Below are 15991 nucleotides of genomic sequence, written 5' to 3'. Positions count from 1 at the left end.
ATTGATGCTATCGAGCCCACCACGCGCGGCTGCCACGCTCTCGCCGAGAGTGATCCCCATCACCCGTTCGAGGGAAGGCGTACGGGCATGGTGACCTGATACGTCCGGTTCTCGGGGTGCGAGCGAAGACCGGCCCCTGGGCCGGGCCCGGCGCCGGTCAGCGGCCGGGTGCGGCGAGCCAGGCCGGGTCGATGGCGCCCTCGGCGACGATGACGGCCGGACCGGTCATCTCGACCTGTCCGTCGGCGCGCTCGGTGATCACCAGGCGACCGCCGGGCACGTCGACGGTGTAGGTGACCGGCTGGCCGGTGACCGCGGGGTCGAGACCGTCCCGGCGGGCGGCGGCGACCATGACCGCGCAGGCGCCGGTGCCGCAGGAGCGGGTCTCGCCCGAGCCGCGCTCGTGCACGCGCATGGCGACGTGGGCGGGGCCGCGGTCGACCACGAACTCCACGTTGGTGCCGTTCGGGTAGGCCGCAGCGGGGCTGACCGCCGGGGCTCGCAGCAGGTCGCCGGCCTCGTCGAGGTGGCCGACGAAGGCGACCGCGTGCGGGTTGCCCATGCTGACGTGCACTGCGGGCCAGGTGCGGCCGTCGACGCCGACGCTGACGGCGCCGCCGGGCAGTTCGGCAGCGCCCATGGTGACGGTGACGTCCCCGGGCGTGCCGTCCGCGCCGTCCTTGCCGATGTGGGCGTACCGCACGCCGGCGCGCGTGGCGATCGCGAGGTCGCCGGCACCGGTGCGGCCGGTCCGCTGAAGGTAGCGGGCGAAGACGCGTACGCCGTTGCCGCACATCTCGGCGACGCTGCCGTCGCTGTTGCGGTAGTCCATGAACCACTCGGCCTCGGCGGCGAACGCGGCCGCTTCGGGGTGGGCCGCCGAGCGCACGACCCGCAGCAGGCCGTCGGCTCCGATGCCCGCCCGCCGGTCGCACAGCTTTGCCACGTCCTCGGGCGACAGGTCGAGCCGGCCGTCCGGGTCGGGGACGATCACGAAGTCGTTCTCGGTGCCGTGTCCCTTGAGGAAGGCGAGGGGGGCGTCGGCGGCGCGCGCGTCAGTCACAGCTCCGATCGTACGCGGTCGGCCGCCGGGCGCAGGACGGCGCTCGCCCCCGCGCTGACCTGCGCTCGGACCGTCAGCGCAGCCGGGCGACGCGCCAGACGGCGAGCAGCGCCAGCAGCAGGATCAAGGCGGCGTAGCCGACGACGTAGCGCCAGTCGGCACGCTCGCCGGAGCCGCGTGCGGGCAGCCCCGGCCAGGTCTGGCCGATCCGGCGGGCCGCGGCCAGCCCCCACCCGGCCGCGCAGCAGCACAGCAGCAGGCCGAGCATCGCGACCACCGGGCCGGTGTCCCCCGACTCGAAGGCGAGTGGGAACGCGAACATCAGCGAGCCGCCGACAGCCAGGGCGATGATCGGGGCGATCTGCCAGATCCGCAGCCGGCGCTGCGGCCGCAGTTCGCGGAACGACGTGCCGTCCTCGATGGCGGGCAGGTCCGTTCCGGCCTCGAGGGGATCGAGGTCGTCCAGCACGCCGAGCGGTTCCAGCCGGTCCAGCCGGTCCAGGTTGGCGTAGCCGTCCAGGGCGCCGATCGACCCGAGGGGATCGCCGGTGTCGTCAGGGTCGGCGGGCGCGTCCGGCGCGGCTGCCGCGTCCGCGGCCCGGGCGCCGCCGAGCTCGTCCGGATCGGTTGCCGACTCCGGGGAGTTCAGCGGCTCCAGCGCGTCCAGCGGCGGACGTGAGTCGGGGATCTGGCCTTGGTGGTGGTTCCGGTTCCGGCCCCTGGCTGAGCAGGCGGAGTCGGTCGAGGTGTCGCGCCCCGGTGGGGTGTCGCGCGGGCCGGCTGCCATTGCCACGCGCCCTCCCGTATGTCGACACAGTAGCTCGGAGCACGATGATGGCACGCGCGGAGGGCCGCTCCGGGACGCCGGGGCGTCCCGATGCCATCACGTGATCAGGCTGTGACCGCTTCTTGGAGCTTCCCGCGCCAACACCAGCGCCTGCCGGGTGAGTTCCGCTCCGCGCGAGGTGAGCCAGTGCACACGCGGGTCGCGCCGGAACCACGAGTCCTGGCGCCGCGCGAAGCGCTTGGTGGCTCGTACGGTCTCCTCCAGCGCCTGCTCCTGCGTGCAGTCGCCGGCGAACCACGCGAGCACCTGCTGGTATCCCAGGGCGCGGGACGCCGTACGGCCCTCGCGCAGCCCGGCCGCCTCCAAGGCGCGCACCTCGGCGACGAGTCCGGCCTTCCACATCCGGTCCACGCGCAGCGCGATCCGCTCGTCGAGTTCCGGCCGCGGCACGGCGACGCCGATCTGCACGGTGTCGTAGACGGGCTCGGGGCCGGGCAGGTTGGCGGTGAAGGGCTGCCCGGTGATCTCGACCACCTCCAGCGCGCGCACGATGCGCCGGCCGTTGCTGGGCAGGATCGCGCGGGCGGCCTCGGCGTCCACCGCGGCCAGCCGGGCGTGCAGCGCGCCCGGCCCCCGCATGTCGAGTTCGGCCTCCAGCCGGGCGCGGACGGCCGGGTCGGTGCCGGGGAACCGCAGGTCGTCGATGGCGGCGCGGACGTAGAGCCCGGAGCCGCCGACGAGGACGGGCACCTTGTCCTCGGCGTGCAACCGGTCGATCTCGGCGCGCGCCAGGCGCTGGTAGTCGGCGACGTTGGCCGCCTCGGTGACGTCCCAGATGTCGAGCAGGCGGTGCGGCACGCCCTGCCGTTCCTCCTCGGTGAGCTTGGCGGTGCCGATGTCCATGCCCCGGTACAACTGCATGGAGTCGGCGTTGATCACCTCGCCGCCCAGTTCCCGCGCCAGAAGGACGCCCAGGTCGGACTTGCCGGCCGCGGTGGGGCCGACGACGGCGATCACGCGCTTCTTCACCCTGCAAGTCTCCCAAACTCCGCCGTGCCGCACCGAGCGGGTGACGACCGCCCGGACCCTGTGATGATCGCAGGTGACCGCCCGCCCGGTTGTCCACAGGCAGTGGCCGCCGGCGACGCGAAATGCGGGCGGCGCGGGTAAAGTCGAAGGTGAGGGGCGTCACCTGCACCTCGGTGCGCCGCGGGCCCTGCTCATCGCAGGCGCCGGCGCATTCCGGCCGTCCCGTGGCCGTCGCTTCAGGGAACCCCAGGGAAGGTGCCAGATGAGTTTCATGGACTCGCTCAAGGGCAAGCTCGACGCGTCGAAGGGCAAGGCCGCGGAGCTGGCCAAGCAGCACGGCGGCAAGATCGAGCAGGGCCTCGACAAGGCGGCGCACACCGTCGACTCGAAGACCGGCGGCAAGTACAGCAACCAGATCAACTCCGGCGTGAGCAAGGCGAAGGACGCCGTGAAGGGGTACAGCGAGAAGGGCCACGACGAGAAGGGCCCGGACGCCAAGGACCCCGAGGCCGGCTGACGCCGGGCACCTGACCCGCCGGGTCCCGGCCCAGGGCTCACCGCACGCGAGCCGGGGGCCGGCACGCACCGCCGCGCAGGCGTGCACCCCGCAGGACCGGACGGCCGCGGACCCCACCATCCGCGGTCAGTCCATGTCCGGCCCCCACCGCGACGCTCTCGGCCCCGCGGGGCCGCGTACGACTCGGACCGGCTCAGGTCCAGGTCGCGACGAAGTAGCCGACCCCGTACGGCGCCGCGTCGTACAGCAGCTCGCCCGTCGGCCCGGTGCCGCGGGCCGCGCCCGCCAGCACCTGCCACGGCGCTCGGCCGGCCGCCTGGAGTTCCCGGGCCAGGCCAGCGTCGAGCCGCTCCAGCGCCGCGGTGTCGGCCGCGCCGAGAGCCCGGGCCACCCCGGCGTCGAAGGGCTCGGCCCGTTCGTCGAGATAGCCGGGCGCCTTGACCGTACGGCGCGCACTGCCGTCGCCCATGACCAGCAGCGCGACCCGGTGCGCCGCGTCGGCCACGGCCCGGCCGGCCAGCGCGCACCGCTGCTGTTCGAGCTCCTCCCCCACCCCGAGCCCCTCCACCGGCGCCGCCTGCCAGCCGCGCAGCAGCCATGCGGCCACGGCGAGGGAGGACGGCAAGGGAGCCTGCGCACCGGGCCCGGCGTCGTCCGCGCCGTCGGCCGACTCGGCATGCGGCGCGCCGCCCGGCCGGTCCGTCGGCGGCTCGCCGAGCGTCACATCGAGCGGGACGCCATAGCCGCGGAAGGAGCCCTTCGCGCCGGCTGGGAAGACCCCCCGCCCCGGGCGCCGCGCCGGCCCGACGACCACCAGGCGGTCGGGGCGGGCCGCGGCCAGCACCCCCACGGCGTCCGCGCAGGCCGCCCGCAGGGTGTCCAGCTCGGGCGCGGCACCGGCCGCGACCTCGGGTACGAGCAGCGGCGGGCAGGGGCAGACGGCGGCGGCGACCAGCATGTCCGGAACCCTACCGGCCCCGGCGCCCGGGCTCCTCAGCCGAGCGCACAGCCGCCCGTCGCAGCCGGCTCCGGGGCAGGTGCGGGCGCCCCGATCGTCGGCAGGCCCAGCATCACGCCCGCGGGTTTGGCCGCGGCAGCGCCCTGGCGCCGCTCCCAGGCGTCACCGGCGCGGGTGCGGCGCACCGCCAGCGGGGGCCGCTCGGCGAGCAGGTGGTGCGGGGCGCCGTAGGTGATCTCGACCGTCACCATGTCGCCGGGCCTGATCTCCTGCTCCGGCTCCTGCTCCGGCCGGGCGAAGTGCACCAGCCGGTTGTCGGGAGCGCGGCCGGACAGCCGGCGGGTGGCGTCGTCCTTGCGGCCCTCGCCCTCGGCGACGAGCACCTCCACGGTCCGGCCGACCTGCTTCTTGTTCTCCTCCCAGGAGATCTCGTCCTGGAGCGCGACCAGGCGCTCGTAGCGCTGCTGCACGACCGCCTTGGGGATCTGGCCGTCCATCTCGGCCGCGGGGGTGCCGGGGCGCTTGCTGTACTGGAAGGTGAACGCCTGCGCGAAGCGCGCCCGGCGCACCACCTCCAGGGTCTGCTCGAAGTCCTCCTCGGTCTCGCCGGGGAAGCCCACGATGATGTCGGTGGTGATGGCGGCGTCCGGCATCGCGGCCCGCACCTTCTCGATGATGCCGAGGTAGCGGTCCTGCCGGTAGGACCGGCGCATCGCCTTCAGCACCCGGTCGGAGCCGGACTGGAGCGGCATGTGGAGCTGGTGCATCACGTTCGGCGTCTCGGCCATGGCGGCGATCACGTCGTCGGTGAAGTCGCGCGGGTGCGGGGAGGTGAAGCGGACCCGCTCCAGGCCCTCGACGGCGCCGGTCGCCCGCAGGAGCTTGCCGAACGCCTCGCGGTCGCCGATGTCGGAGCCGTAGGCGTTGACGTTCTGCCCCAGCAGCGTGACCTCCACGACGCCCTCGGCGACCAGGGCCTCCACCTCGGCGAGCACGTCGCCCGGCCGCCGGTCCTTCTCCTTGCCGCGCAGCGCGGGCACGATGCAGAACGTGCAGGTGTTGTTGCAGCCCACGGAGATAGCGACCCAGGCCGCGTACGCCGACTCGCGGCGCGAAGGAAGCGTGGAGGGGAACGTCTCCAGCGACTCGACGATCTCGACCTGCGCCTCGTCCGCGATCCTGGCCCGCTCCAGCAGCACCGGGAGCTGCCCGATGTTGTGGGTGCCGAAGACGACGTCCACCCAGGGCGCCCGCTTGACGATGGTGTCCCGGTCCTTCTGCGCCAGGCAGCCGCCGACCGCGATCTGCATGCCGGGACGCGCGTCCTTCTTCGGCACGAGCTGGCCGAGGTTGCCGTAGAGCCGGTTGTCGGCGTTCTCCCGCACCGCACAGGTGTTGAAGACCACGACGTCCGCGCCGTCGGCGCCCTCGGGCGCCCGTACGTACCCCGCGTCCTCCAGGAGGCCGGCCAGACGCTCGGAGTCGTGGACGTTCATCTGGCACCCATAGGTGCGGATCTCGTAGCTTCGCTGGAGAGCGGTGTCCTGCGCGGTCATGCACCCAGGGTAGGCGCTGCCCAGGCCATCACCGAACCCGGTTTGCCGCCGGGCCCGCGGCCGCCGCGCACCGTACCGCGCCCCGCGGCGACGGGTCCCCAGGTCGCGTCTTCCTTCCCGGCCGCGCGGCTGGCAGGATCGCGGGCCATGGACCTCACCCGCCCCGGCCGCGTGCTGGGCCGCCGGCTCGGCACCCGGCGCGCCCTCCAGGTGCTGCTGGCCACGGCCTCGGCGCTGGCGCTGCTGCTGTGGTGGCTGCTGCCGACCGGCGGGCCGTCCTACCCCAAGTCACCGGTGTCGCTGGCGACCGGGGTGCGCAACGGGGTCTACGAGAAGTACGGCATGCTGCTCAAGAAGGACCTGCGCACCGCGCTTCCCGGGGTGCGGGTCGACCTGGAGCACACCGAGGGCTCGGTGGAGAACATCGAGCAGGTGGCGGACGGCCGCGCCGACTTCACGATCGCCGCCGCCGACGCCGTCGCCTCGTACGACGGCCCGCACAAGGACGACCTGCGGGCCTGCGCGCGGCTGTACGACGACTACATGCAGCTCGTGGTACCCCGCGACTCCTCCGTGCAGTCGGCGCGTGACCTGCGCGGGCTGCGGGTTGGCGTGGGGCAGGCCGGCTCGGGGGTCAACCTGATCACCAGGCGGCTGCTGACGGCCGCGGGCCTGGACATCGACAAGGACGTCACGGCGGTGCCGGTCGGGATCGACCAGGCTCCCTCGATGCTGCTCGACGGCAGGCTGGACGCCTTCTTCTGGTCCGGCGGGCTGCCGACCGCCGCGGTGAGCGCGATGGCCTACCCGACCAACCACATCCGGCTGGTCCAGCTCGGCGACCTGGTGACCAAGCTGCACTCCATGGGGTCGCAGATGCAGTACTACCGGCAGGCGATGATGCCGCCCGACGCCTACCCCCGCGCCCAAGGCGGCCAGGCCGTCGCCACCATCGCGGTCGCGAACCTGCTGGTGACGACCGATCACGCCGACGCGGGTCTGGTGCAGCGCCTGACGAAGGCGGTCATCGACAGCAGGGACTCCATCGGCAACGTGGTGCACGCCGCTCAGCTGGTGGACCTGCGGACCGCCGTCTTCACCGACCCGCTGCCCCTGCACGTGGGCGCCGCGCGCTACTACCGCTCCGTGAAGCCGTAGCCCGGTCCGCGCACCACGCCGCCCGCTGATCCCCGCGGGCGCCCCCGCCGATCCCCGTCGGCGCCGCGCCGCCCGCGCACCGCCGCGTCCTCACTCCCGCACCTGAGTCGACGTCACCGGCGCCCGGCGCGGCACCGCCAGCCGCACCTCCAGGCCGTGCGGCTCCCGGCGGCCGAACCCGATGCTGCCGCCGCCCTGGCTGAGCAGCGCCCGCGCGATCGACAGGCCCAACCCCGAGCCCTGCACGTTCTGATGGCGGGCGCTGCGCCAGAAGCGGTCGCCGATCCGGTCGAGTTCGTCGTCGGTCAGGCCCGGGCCGCTGTCGGCGACGGCGACGGCGACCTGCTCGTCGTCGACGGCCACCCGCACGGTGACGGAGCTGCCCTCGGGGGTGAACTTGATCGCGTTGTCGATCACGGCGTCCAGGGCGCTGGACAGCGCGATCGCGTCGGCCCACCCGGTGGCGTCCGGCTGCGCCGGCTCCCCGAACTCCACGGTGACGCCCTCCCGCTCGCCGCTCGGCCGCCAGGCGTCGGCGCGGGTCCGGGCGAGTTCCGCGATGTCGATGACGGCCAGGTGGCTGCCGGAGCTCTCCGCGACGGCGAGGCCGAGCAGGTCGTCGAGCACCTGGGCGAGGCGTTGCCCCTCCTCCTTCACGGACTCGGCCTCGGTGTGGCCGTCGGGCAGCTCCAGGCCGAGCAGCTCGATCCGCAGGAGCAGCGCGGACAGCGGATTGCGCAACTGGTGGGAGGCGTCGGCGACGAAGGCGCGCTGCTGCTCCAGCACGGCTTCGACGTTGTCCGCCATCTCGTTGAACGACCGCACCAGGCGCCGCAGTTCCGGCGGCCCCCCGGACGGCTGAACGCGCGACTTCATCCGGCCGGTGGCGATGTCGTGCGTGACCCGGTCCAAGGTCGCCACCGGCCGCAGCACCCAGGCGGTCAGCCGCACCGCGAGCAGCACTGCGATGGCCATCGCGGCGAGTTCCCCGGCCGCGAGCAGCAGCCAGCCGTGCAGGATGCGCGAACGCAGCGCCCCGGTGGGCGAGTCCGTGACGACCACCGCGACCACGTCGCCGTCCCGCACGATCGGCGAGGCGATCGCGAGCAGGCGGTGCTGCCACGGCCACACCTGCTGCGGGTTGTGGACGCGCCGCCCCAGCAGCGCCGAGTCGTACGCGTCGTACAGCTCCCCGCTGGAGGGGACCCGCCAGTTGTGCGGCGCCGCGGCCATCGAGGTGCGGTCGCGGTAGAACACCCCGGCCCTGATGCCGTAGAGCTGCTCGTAGCGGTCGAGTTCGGTCACCAGGGTGTGCAGCCGCTCGTCGTCCTCCGGATCGACCGCGGTCTCCTCGTCGCGCGCGGTCACGAACTGCGCCAGCGCCGCGAACCGGGTCGTGTCGTCGATCCGGTCCACCACGACGCGCTGCTGCTGCGCGGCCGCCTGGCTGGCGGCCAGCGGGAACCCGAGCGCGAGCAGGACACCGGCCATCAGCACGATGAGCAGCGGCAGCAGTCGGGTGCGCACGGGCGGTCCTGGGCTCCTGGCGTCAGCCGGCCGGCACGACGAGGCGGTAGCCGACCCCGCGCACCGTCTCGATCATGGCCGGGGTGCGCAGCTTTGCCCGCAGCGACGCGACATGCACCTCCAGGGTGCGGCCGGTGCCCTCCCAGGCGGTGCGCCACACCTCGCTGATGATCTGCTCGCGGCGGAAGACCACCCCCGGCCGCTGGGCGAGCAGCGCGAGCAGGTCGAACTCCTTGCGGGTCAGTGCCACCGGCCGGCCGTCGACGGTGACCTGCCGCGTCGACGGTTCGATCACCACCGCGCCCAGGGTCATCGGCGCGGCGCCGTCGGCCCCCGGCAGGGTCACCACGGGGCTGCCGCCCGGCGGTGTGGCCGGCCCCGCGCTCTGGGCGGCGCCCGGCCGCAGCGGCGGGCGGCGCACCACCGCGTGGATGCGCGCCAGCAGTTCACCGATGTCGTACGGCTTCACCACGTAGTCGTCCGCACCCAGGTTGAGGCCGTGGATGCGGGACCGGACGTCGGAGCGGGCCGTGACCATGATCACAGGGGTGGCGCTGCGGCGCCGGATGCGGCTGCACACCTCGAAGCCGTCCTGGTCCGGCAGTCCCAGATCCAGCAGCACGCAGTCGTACTCCGGGCCGCCGTCGGGCAGCAGCGCCTGGATCGCCTCCCCGCCGCTGCGGGCGTGGCGCACGTCGAAACCGTGTTTGCCGAGTACCGCGGAGAGGGCGGAAGCGACTCTGTCGTCGTCCTCCACCAGCAGCAGTCGCATGCGTCACCTCCTCCTCATCTGCGTGAACCTTCGCGTCGACGGGATTCCACCGCCCGGCCCGCCGGGTGGGTCATGGACCTGTCGACCGAATCCACGCCGATCGGGACCCGCACGTCAAGGGGGTACCGGCCCAGGCGGCGGACCGTTACCCAGCCGGTACGCGCCGGGGACACCCGGGGCACGGATCGGCGGGGCGGCCGGTGGCGGACCGGCGCCGCGATGTGCGCCCCGGATGCCTCGCGTGCGCGGCCGGCGTGCGCCCTGTGAACCGCCCCGCACCGCGCCGAGGCGCGACCGTCGCTTGACGTGGGCAGGCGCAGTGAGTTGCATACGCTTTGTGACCGCAACTCTTCCGGGGGCCGCTGCGTGGACCCCGTGATCGTCGCGGGGGCCGGACCGGTGGGTCTGGCCCTCGCCCTCGCGCTGGCCCATCGCGAGGTGCCCGTGATCCTGCTGGACGAGGCGGAGGTGGTCGGCGGCGCCGAGGGTCTGCGGCAGGCGCGCACCTGCGTCCTGGGGCCGGCGACCGCGGCACTCGTGGAACGCCTCGGCTACGAGGGCCTGAGAGGCGACGGCGCGACGTGGACGGGGTGGCGCACGCTGCGGCGGCGTACCGAGGTGCTGCGGCTGGACTTCGCCGACGATCCGGCGGGCGCGCCGGTCCATGTGGCGCAGCACCTGCTGGAGCAGGGGCTGCGGGCGGCGGTACTGGCCCGCGGTGCGGTGCGGGTGGTGTCCGGCTGCCGGGTGGACGCGGTGGAGCAGGACGCGCGGGGCGTGACCGTGCACACCAAGGGCGCTGAGGAGACGTGGTGGCGCGGCAGTTACCTGGTGGGGTGCGACGGTCCGCGCTCCACGGTCCGCAAGCTGCTGGGGGTCCGCTTCCCCGGCCGTACGGCGGTGGACCGGCACGCGGTGGTCGCGGTGCGGGCGGAGCTGCCCGAGCCGGGTGTGGCGCTGCTGCACCGCGATCCGCCGGGGGCTTCGGCCGGGCAGGAGATCACCGCCCGCCCGCTGCCGAACGGGCGGTGGCGGATCGACTGGCTGCTGCCGGCGCAGGGCGGACGTCTCACCTCCGACGCGGTGGTGGAACGGCTCAGGGCCGCGCTGACCGCCTGGTGCGGCAAGATGGTGCCGTACGAGCTGGTGGGCTCGGCCGACTATCCCGTCCACCAGCGGCTCGCGCGGAGTTGGCGGGCCGGGAGGGTCTTCCTCGCCGGGGACGCGGCGCATCTGATGGGTGCGCTCGGTGCCCAGAGCGTCGAGGAGGGGCTGCGGGACGCCGAGAACCTCGCCTGGAAGCTGGCGCTCGCCGTGCACGACGGTGCCTCGGAGCTTCTGCTCGACAGCTACGAGGCGGAGCGGCGGGGGGCGGCCGGTACGCGGCTGCGCGCCACTGACCAGGCCCTTCCGCTGCTGCGGTCGAGCGGTGCCTGGCAGACGGTCCGCCACTCCCTGCTGTCGGGTTCGGCCCGCGGCCAGGTCGAGTTGCTGACCGACAGCTATCTCGGACGCGGCGGGGTGGCCGCTTCGGCGGTGTACGGCCGGTCGCCGCTGTCGGTTCCCGCGCCCCGGGGCGCCGGGCGGTCGGGCGGGTCGGTGTCGCCGCTGGTGGCCGCGTGCGACACACGGCCCGGTGAGGCGGTCGCCGACGTGGCCGTCACCGCGCTGGACGGTACGCGGGGCCGGTTGCGCGACCGGCTCGGGCGCGGGCTGGTCGTGGTGCTGGTCGCGCCCGGCACCGGGGTGTGGGAGTCCCGGCACTGGCTGACCGCCGGGCTGATGCCCCGGCTGGCCTCGGCGGTGTCCGCACTGCCTACTCCGGCGGAGCTGCTGGTCACCGAGACCTATCCGGGGGCGACGGCGCACACGGTGCTTCTGGTCAGGCCGGACGGGCACCTGGTGGCCGCGATGGTGGGCTGCCGGCCTGCCGAGCTGTACTCCTACGCGGACCTGGCCCGCGGCGGTCCGCCCACTGCCGGGAGCGGCGGGCTGGGCGATCCGGCGGAGGGCGCTGCGAGGCGCGGGGGCGAGGACGGAAGCGGAGGCGGGGGCGACCGCCCCGGCGGTGGCTCAGGGGGCGGCGCGGCCGGCCACCAGGTCAGCGGGCGGGCCGGCTGACCTGGCAGGTGGCGGCGGCGCGCCCGCCGACCGCTATTCGCTCTGCCATGCCCACGGCTCCTCTTCGGCGTCGATGCTGTCGTCTCCCTCGGCGGCCAGTGCGTCCCGCACCACGCGCAGGGACATGCCCTCCGGGTATCCCTTGCGGGCGAGCATGCCCGCGAGGCGCCTGATCCGGCGGTCCCGGTCCAGACCGCGGGTGCCCGGCAGGCGGCGCCGCACCAGCTCGCGGGCGGTCTCCTCCTCCTGGTCGGAGTCGAGCAGTTCGACGGCCTCGGTCACCAGCTCCGTGTCCACCCCGCGGTGGCGCAGTTCGCGGGCGAGGGCACGGCGGGCCAGGCCGCGGCCGCGGTGGCGGGACTCCACCCAGGCGTTGGCGAACGCCTGGTCGTCGATGAGGCCGACGTCCTCGAACCGCTCCAGGACCTGTTCGGCGACGTCGTCCGGGATCTCCCGCTTGCGCATGGCGTCGGCGAGCTGCCGCCGGGTGCGCGGTGTCCCGGTGAGCAGGCGCAGGCACAGCGCCCGCGCCTGCTCACCGGGATCGAGCGGCGGCTCTCGCGAGGCCCTCGACTCGGAAGAACCGCCGCGCCTCTGGGACTTGCGCTCCATGGCGTCAGACCTTGGCGGCGGTGGCCTTGGTCGCCTTCTTCGGAGCCGGGACCTCGGCCTTGGCGGAATCGGCCTTGGCGGGTTCTGCCTTGGCGGACTCGGCCTTGGCCGCCGTGGTGGCACCGGCCGCGTCGGCGCCCGCCGCCTCGGACTTCGACACGCCGACGCCGAGCTTCTCCTTGATCCGCTTCTCGATCTCGTCGGCGAGGTCCGGATTGTCCCGCAGGAAGTTCCGGACGTTCTCCTTGCCCTGGCCGAGCTGGTCGCCCTCGTACGTGTACCAGGCTCCGGACTTGCGGATGAAGCCGTGCTCGACGCCCATGTCGATCAGGCCGCCCTCGCGGCTGATGCCCTGGCCGTAGAGGATGTCGAACTCGGCCTGCTTGAAGGGCGGCGAGACCTTGTTCTTGACGACCTTGACGCGGGTGCGGTTGCCGACCGCTTCGGTGCCGTCCTTGAGCGTCTCGATCCGGCGGATGTCGAGCCGGACCGAGGCGTAGAACTTCAGGGCCCGGCCACCGGTGGTGGTCTCCGGCGAGCCGAACATCACACCGATCTTCTCGCGGAGCTGGTTGATGAAGATCGCGGTGGTCTTCGACTGGTTGAGCGCGCTGGTGATCTTCCGGAGCGCCTGGCTCATCAGGCGGGCCTGGAGGCCGACGTGGGAGTCGCCCATCTCACCCTCGATCTCGGCCCGCGGCACGAGGGCTGCCACGGAGTCGATCACGATGAGGTCGATGGCGCCGGAGCGGACCAGCATGTCCACGATCTCCAGCGCCTGCTCGCCGGTGTCCGGCTGGGAGAGCAGCAGGTTCTCGACGTCGACACCGAGCGCCTTGGCGTACTCGGGGTCGAGGGCGTGCTCGGCGTCCACGAAGGCCACGGTGCCGCCGGCCCGCTGGGCGTTGGCCACCGCGTGCAGGGTGAGGGTGGTCTTGCCGGAGGACTCCGGGCCGTACACCTCCACGACGCGGCCGCGGGGCAGCCCGCCGACGCCGAGCGCCACGTCCAGCGCGGTCGACCCGGTCGGGATGACCTCGATGGGCTCGTTCGGCCGGTCGCCCAGCCGCATGACGGCGCCCTTGCCGAACTGCCGTTCAATCTGCGCGAGCGCGGCGTCGAGCGCCTTCTCGCGGTCGTTTCCTGCCATGGACTCCACCCGGGATGTCTGGTTCGATCGCTTCACGTCCATGACGCTAGCGCCTGGCACTGACAACGCGCTCGCACGTCGCCCCGGACTTGTGGACAACTCCGGCCGACATCTGCGACCGGCACCGGCCGGAGTTCGCGCCGCCGCGGCGGAAAGCCCGCCGGACACCATCCATATGAATGGATGTTCGATTTTTGTGTCAAGCGACCCGCCGCGCGCCCGGCGTCACGCCCGGGGGTCGACGACCTCGTAGCGCCTGATGTAGGTGGTGAAGAAGCCCTGGAGCGTGGCGGTGGCCGGGATGGAGATGAGCGCCCCGACCGCGCCGAGCAGCGCCGTCCCGGCGATCACCGAGCCGAAGGCGACCGCCGGATGGATGTCCACCGTACGCGCGGTGATCCGCGGTTGGAGCAGGTAGTTCTCGAATTGCTGGTAGACCACGACGAAGCACAGCACCCACAGCGCGTCCCACGGGTCCTCGGCGAACGCGATGAGGATCGGCAGGGCGCCGGCCAGATAGGTGCCGACGGTGGGGATGAACTGCGAGACCAGGCCCACCCAGACCCCGAGCGCCGGGGCGTAGGGGACGCCGAGCACCTGGAAGAGGATGTAGTGGGCGAGCCCGGAGATCACCGCCATCAGGGCCCGTGAGTAGAGGTAGCCGCCGGTCTTGGCGACCGCGATGTCCCAGGCGCGCAGGACCTCGGCCTGGTGCGCGGGCGGCAGCATGGAGCACAGCGTGCGGCGCAGCCGCGGCCCGTCCGCGGCCAGGTAGAAGGTGAACAGCACCACGGTGAAGACCTGGAAGACCGTGCCGAGGACCGTGGTCGAGATGCCCCACACGCTGGCGGCTCCGCTGGTGAGGTAGGAGCGCACCCAGTTGGAGTGGAGCACCTGGTCGTGCAGCTTGCCGCCGGTGTCGATGTGCGTGTGGAAGGTGCGGTTGATCCACCGCACCACGTCGTCGGCGTACTGCGGCAGGTTGCGGACGATGGCGCCGACCTGGTCGACCAGCAAGGAGCCGACCGCCAGCAGGAATCCCGCCGCGGCCAGCAGCAGCACGAGCATCACGATGCCGGTGGCCAGCCCCCGGCGGATGCGGCGCCGGGACATCCAGTCCACCGCGGGCTCGACGGCCAGCGCGCAGAAGAACGAGACCAGGACGTTGACGAGCAGGCCGACGAGCCGGTCGAAGACCCAGTGCGCGAGTTGGTAGCAGGCGAAGAGGGCGAGGCCGAGGAGGAGCGCGCGGGGCAGCCAGCGCGGCATCCGCGCGCGGGGCGGCCGCGGTCCGGCGCCGGGCGCATCAGGCGCCGGGCCGGAGGACTCGTCATGTGCCGCCACAGGGCAAGTCTGTGCCCTGCCTGCGCCCAAGTCCTGCTATAGGGGCATTCGTACCATTCCGGGTGGCCGTTCCGGGTGGAGGGTCAGCGCCGCGCGGCGGGCACGTCCATGGCCACGCAGACCGCCCGCCAGACGTCCTTCGCCTCCCAGCCGTCCTCCAGCGCCTGGACGACCGTACGGCCGCCCAGCTCGGACATCACATGGTCGCGCGCGAAGGAGTCGGCGTAGGTGTCGCCGAACTGCGCGCGCATCCGCTCCCAGAACATCGTCAGCCGCATGGGTGCCAGTATCCCCCGGCGCGGGCGGTACCCGTACGGTCTACACCGCCCGTACCGCGGCGGTGACCAGGACCGCGGCCGCGACCACCACGAGGAACGGCGCGCGCAGGAAGAGGGCGACGGCCGCCGCCGCCAAGCCCGCGGTCCGTGCGTCGACCGCGAGGCGCAGGGCGTCGGTGCCGAAGGTCTGCAGCGCGGTCAGCGCGGCGAGCAGCGCGATCGGCACCAGCGCGGCCAGCCGCTTGACGAGCGGCCGCTCCAGGAGCCCCGCGGGCACGGACAGGCCGAGGAGTTTCACCCCGTAGCAGCCCAGGGCCGTCACCGCGATGGCGGTCCAGACGCCTTCCGGCCCGGTCATCGCGCACCCTCCTTCCGCACGGCCAGCACCAGCGGGGCGGCCAGGGCCGCGACCAGCACCGGCACGCCGGCGGGCAGCAGCGGCAGGCAGGCCAGCGCGAGCAGGACGGCGAGCGCGGCCACCATCCGCTCGGTGCGGCCCTTGACCATGGGGGCGAGCAGGGCCAGGAAGACGGCCGGCCCGGCCGCGTCCAGCCCCCAGGCGTCGGGGTCACCGAGCGCCGACGCTCCCAGGGCCCCGAGCAGCGTAGTGAGGTTCCACAGCACGTACAGGCTCGCGCCGGTGACGGTGAAGCCGAGTCGGGCGGCGGCCTGCCCGCGCTGGGCGAGGGTCACCGCCGAGGTCTCGTCGATGACCCACTGGGCGGCGAAGGGGCGTACGGCCGCGGGCAGGCGCAGGAGCTGGGAGAGCCGCAGGCCGTAGAAGGCGTTGCGGGTGCCCAGGAAGAACGCCCCGGCGGCCGCCGCGAACGGGCTGCCGCCCGCGCCGAGCGCGCTCACCAGGGCGAACTGCGAGGCCCCGGTGAAGACGAGCAGCGACAGGACGCAGCTTTGGAGGACGGACAGCCCCGCGCCCGCCGATGTCACTCCGAAGGCGAATCCGGACAGTCCGACGGCGACCCCTACGCCCAGGGCGTCGCGGACCACTGCTGCGCGGGGCCTGGCGGGCGGCCGCTCGGCGTCCGTCCATGCTGTCTGCTCTGTTTTCACTCGATCAGGTTAGGAAGGCCGTCCCCACCGGTCTTGTACGTTCTTGCGGCG

General features: G+C 73.7%; 16 protein-coding genes. 3 read left to right on the top strand and 13 right to left on the bottom strand.

What is annotated here, in order from left to right:
• Positions 1-157: 157 nt before the first annotated feature.
• The 3 genes from dapF to miaA form a co-directional block, all read right to left on the bottom strand.
• Complete coding sequence (dapF, locus tag AC3ERT_RS24760) at positions 158-1063, bottom strand: diaminopimelate epimerase (protein WP_435136796.1); 906 nt, start codon at positions 1061-1063, stop codon at positions 158-160.
• Between the two features lie 73 nt (positions 1064-1136).
• Positions 1137-1592: a hypothetical protein gene (locus AC3ERT_RS24755; protein WP_435176923.1), complete on the bottom strand. Its 456-nt coding sequence runs from the start codon at positions 1590-1592 to the stop codon at positions 1137-1139.
• 354 nt (positions 1593-1946) lie between these two features.
• Positions 1947-2879, bottom strand: a complete 933-nt coding sequence (gene miaA / locus AC3ERT_RS24750; RefSeq protein WP_435136793.1) for a tRNA (adenosine(37)-N6)-dimethylallyltransferase MiaA — start codon at positions 2877-2879, stop codon at positions 1947-1949.
• A gap of 262 nt (positions 2880-3141) precedes the next feature.
• On the opposite strand from miaA, the gene AC3ERT_RS24745 reads away from it, so the two are divergent.
• Positions 3142-3396, top strand: coding sequence for an antitoxin (locus tag AC3ERT_RS24745; protein WP_335978900.1), 255 nt, complete (start codon positions 3142-3144; stop codon positions 3394-3396).
• Positions 3397-3589: 193 nt separating this feature from the next.
• On the opposite strand, the gene AC3ERT_RS24740 is transcribed toward AC3ERT_RS24745, so the two are convergent.
• Together AC3ERT_RS24740 and miaB are read right to left on the bottom strand one after the other, a co-directional pair.
• Positions 3590-4354, bottom strand: coding sequence for a class III extradiol dioxygenase subunit B-like domain-containing protein (locus AC3ERT_RS24740; protein WP_435176872.1), 765 nt, complete (start codon positions 4352-4354; stop codon positions 3590-3592).
• Between the two features lie 35 nt (positions 4355-4389).
• Positions 4390-5910, bottom strand: coding sequence for a tRNA (N6-isopentenyl adenosine(37)-C2)-methylthiotransferase MiaB (miaB, locus tag AC3ERT_RS24735; protein ID WP_435136787.1), 1521 nt, complete (start codon positions 5908-5910; stop codon positions 4390-4392).
• Positions 5911-6057: 147 nt separating this feature from the next.
• On the opposite strand from miaB, the gene AC3ERT_RS24730 reads away from it, so the two are divergent.
• Positions 6058-7068: a TAXI family TRAP transporter solute-binding subunit gene (locus AC3ERT_RS24730; RefSeq protein ID WP_335978895.1), complete on the top strand. Its 1011-nt coding sequence runs from the start codon at positions 6058-6060 to the stop codon at positions 7066-7068.
• 90 nt (positions 7069-7158) lie between these two features.
• On the opposite strand, the gene AC3ERT_RS24725 is transcribed toward AC3ERT_RS24730, so the two are convergent.
• Positions 7159-8595: a sensor histidine kinase gene (locus AC3ERT_RS24725; protein WP_435136783.1), complete on the bottom strand. Its 1437-nt coding sequence runs from the start codon at positions 8593-8595 to the stop codon at positions 7159-7161.
• Between the two features lie 22 nt (positions 8596-8617).
• On the bottom strand, positions 8618-9367 hold the full coding sequence (locus tag AC3ERT_RS24720; RefSeq protein WP_435176870.1) for a response regulator transcription factor: 750 nt from the start codon (positions 9365-9367) through the stop codon (positions 8618-8620).
• A gap of 366 nt (positions 9368-9733) precedes the next feature.
• On the opposite strand from AC3ERT_RS24720, the gene AC3ERT_RS24715 reads away from it, so the two are divergent.
• Positions 9734-11488 (top strand): FAD-dependent monooxygenase, encoded by a 1755-nt coding sequence (locus AC3ERT_RS24715; RefSeq protein WP_435176868.1) that lies wholly within the window; start codon positions 9734-9736, stop codon positions 11486-11488.
• A 33-nt stretch (positions 11489-11521) separates the two neighbouring features.
• On the opposite strand, the gene recX is transcribed toward AC3ERT_RS24715, so the two are convergent.
• From recX to AC3ERT_RS24685, 6 genes are all read right to left on the bottom strand, one after another.
• Positions 11522-12100: a recombination regulator RecX gene (gene recX / locus AC3ERT_RS24710; protein WP_435176866.1), complete on the bottom strand. Its 579-nt coding sequence runs from the start codon at positions 12098-12100 to the stop codon at positions 11522-11524.
• A gap of 4 nt (positions 12101-12104) precedes the next feature.
• Positions 12105-13250, bottom strand: a complete 1146-nt coding sequence (gene recA, locus AC3ERT_RS24705; protein WP_335979102.1) for a recombinase RecA — start codon at positions 13248-13250, stop codon at positions 12105-12107.
• A gap of 225 nt (positions 13251-13475) precedes the next feature.
• Positions 13476-14594 (bottom strand): AI-2E family transporter, encoded by a 1119-nt coding sequence (locus AC3ERT_RS24700; RefSeq protein WP_435176864.1) that lies wholly within the window; start codon positions 14592-14594, stop codon positions 13476-13478.
• Positions 14595-14677: 83 nt separating this feature from the next.
• The gene (locus AC3ERT_RS24695; protein ID WP_335978886.1) at positions 14678-14872 is read right to left on the bottom strand and encodes a DUF3046 domain-containing protein; all 195 of its coding nucleotides are present in this window, start codon (positions 14870-14872) and stop codon (positions 14678-14680) included.
• A gap of 40 nt (positions 14873-14912) precedes the next feature.
• The gene (locus tag AC3ERT_RS24690) at positions 14913-15230 is read right to left on the bottom strand and encodes an AzlD domain-containing protein (protein WP_335978885.1); all 318 of its coding nucleotides are present in this window, start codon (positions 15228-15230) and stop codon (positions 14913-14915) included.
• Positions 15227-15940 (bottom strand): AzlC family ABC transporter permease, encoded by a 714-nt coding sequence (locus AC3ERT_RS24685; RefSeq protein WP_435176862.1) that lies wholly within the window; start codon positions 15938-15940, stop codon positions 15227-15229. Before AC3ERT_RS24685 ends, AC3ERT_RS24690 begins: the two co-directional genes overlap by 4 nt.
• Between the last annotated feature and the right edge of the window lie 51 nt (positions 15941-15991).

The sequence above is a fragment of the Actinacidiphila sp. bgisy145 genome, from assembly GCF_057708125.1.
The sequence above is the reverse complement of the archived record's forward strand: the minus strand, read 5'-3'. Positions and strand labels throughout refer to the sequence as shown.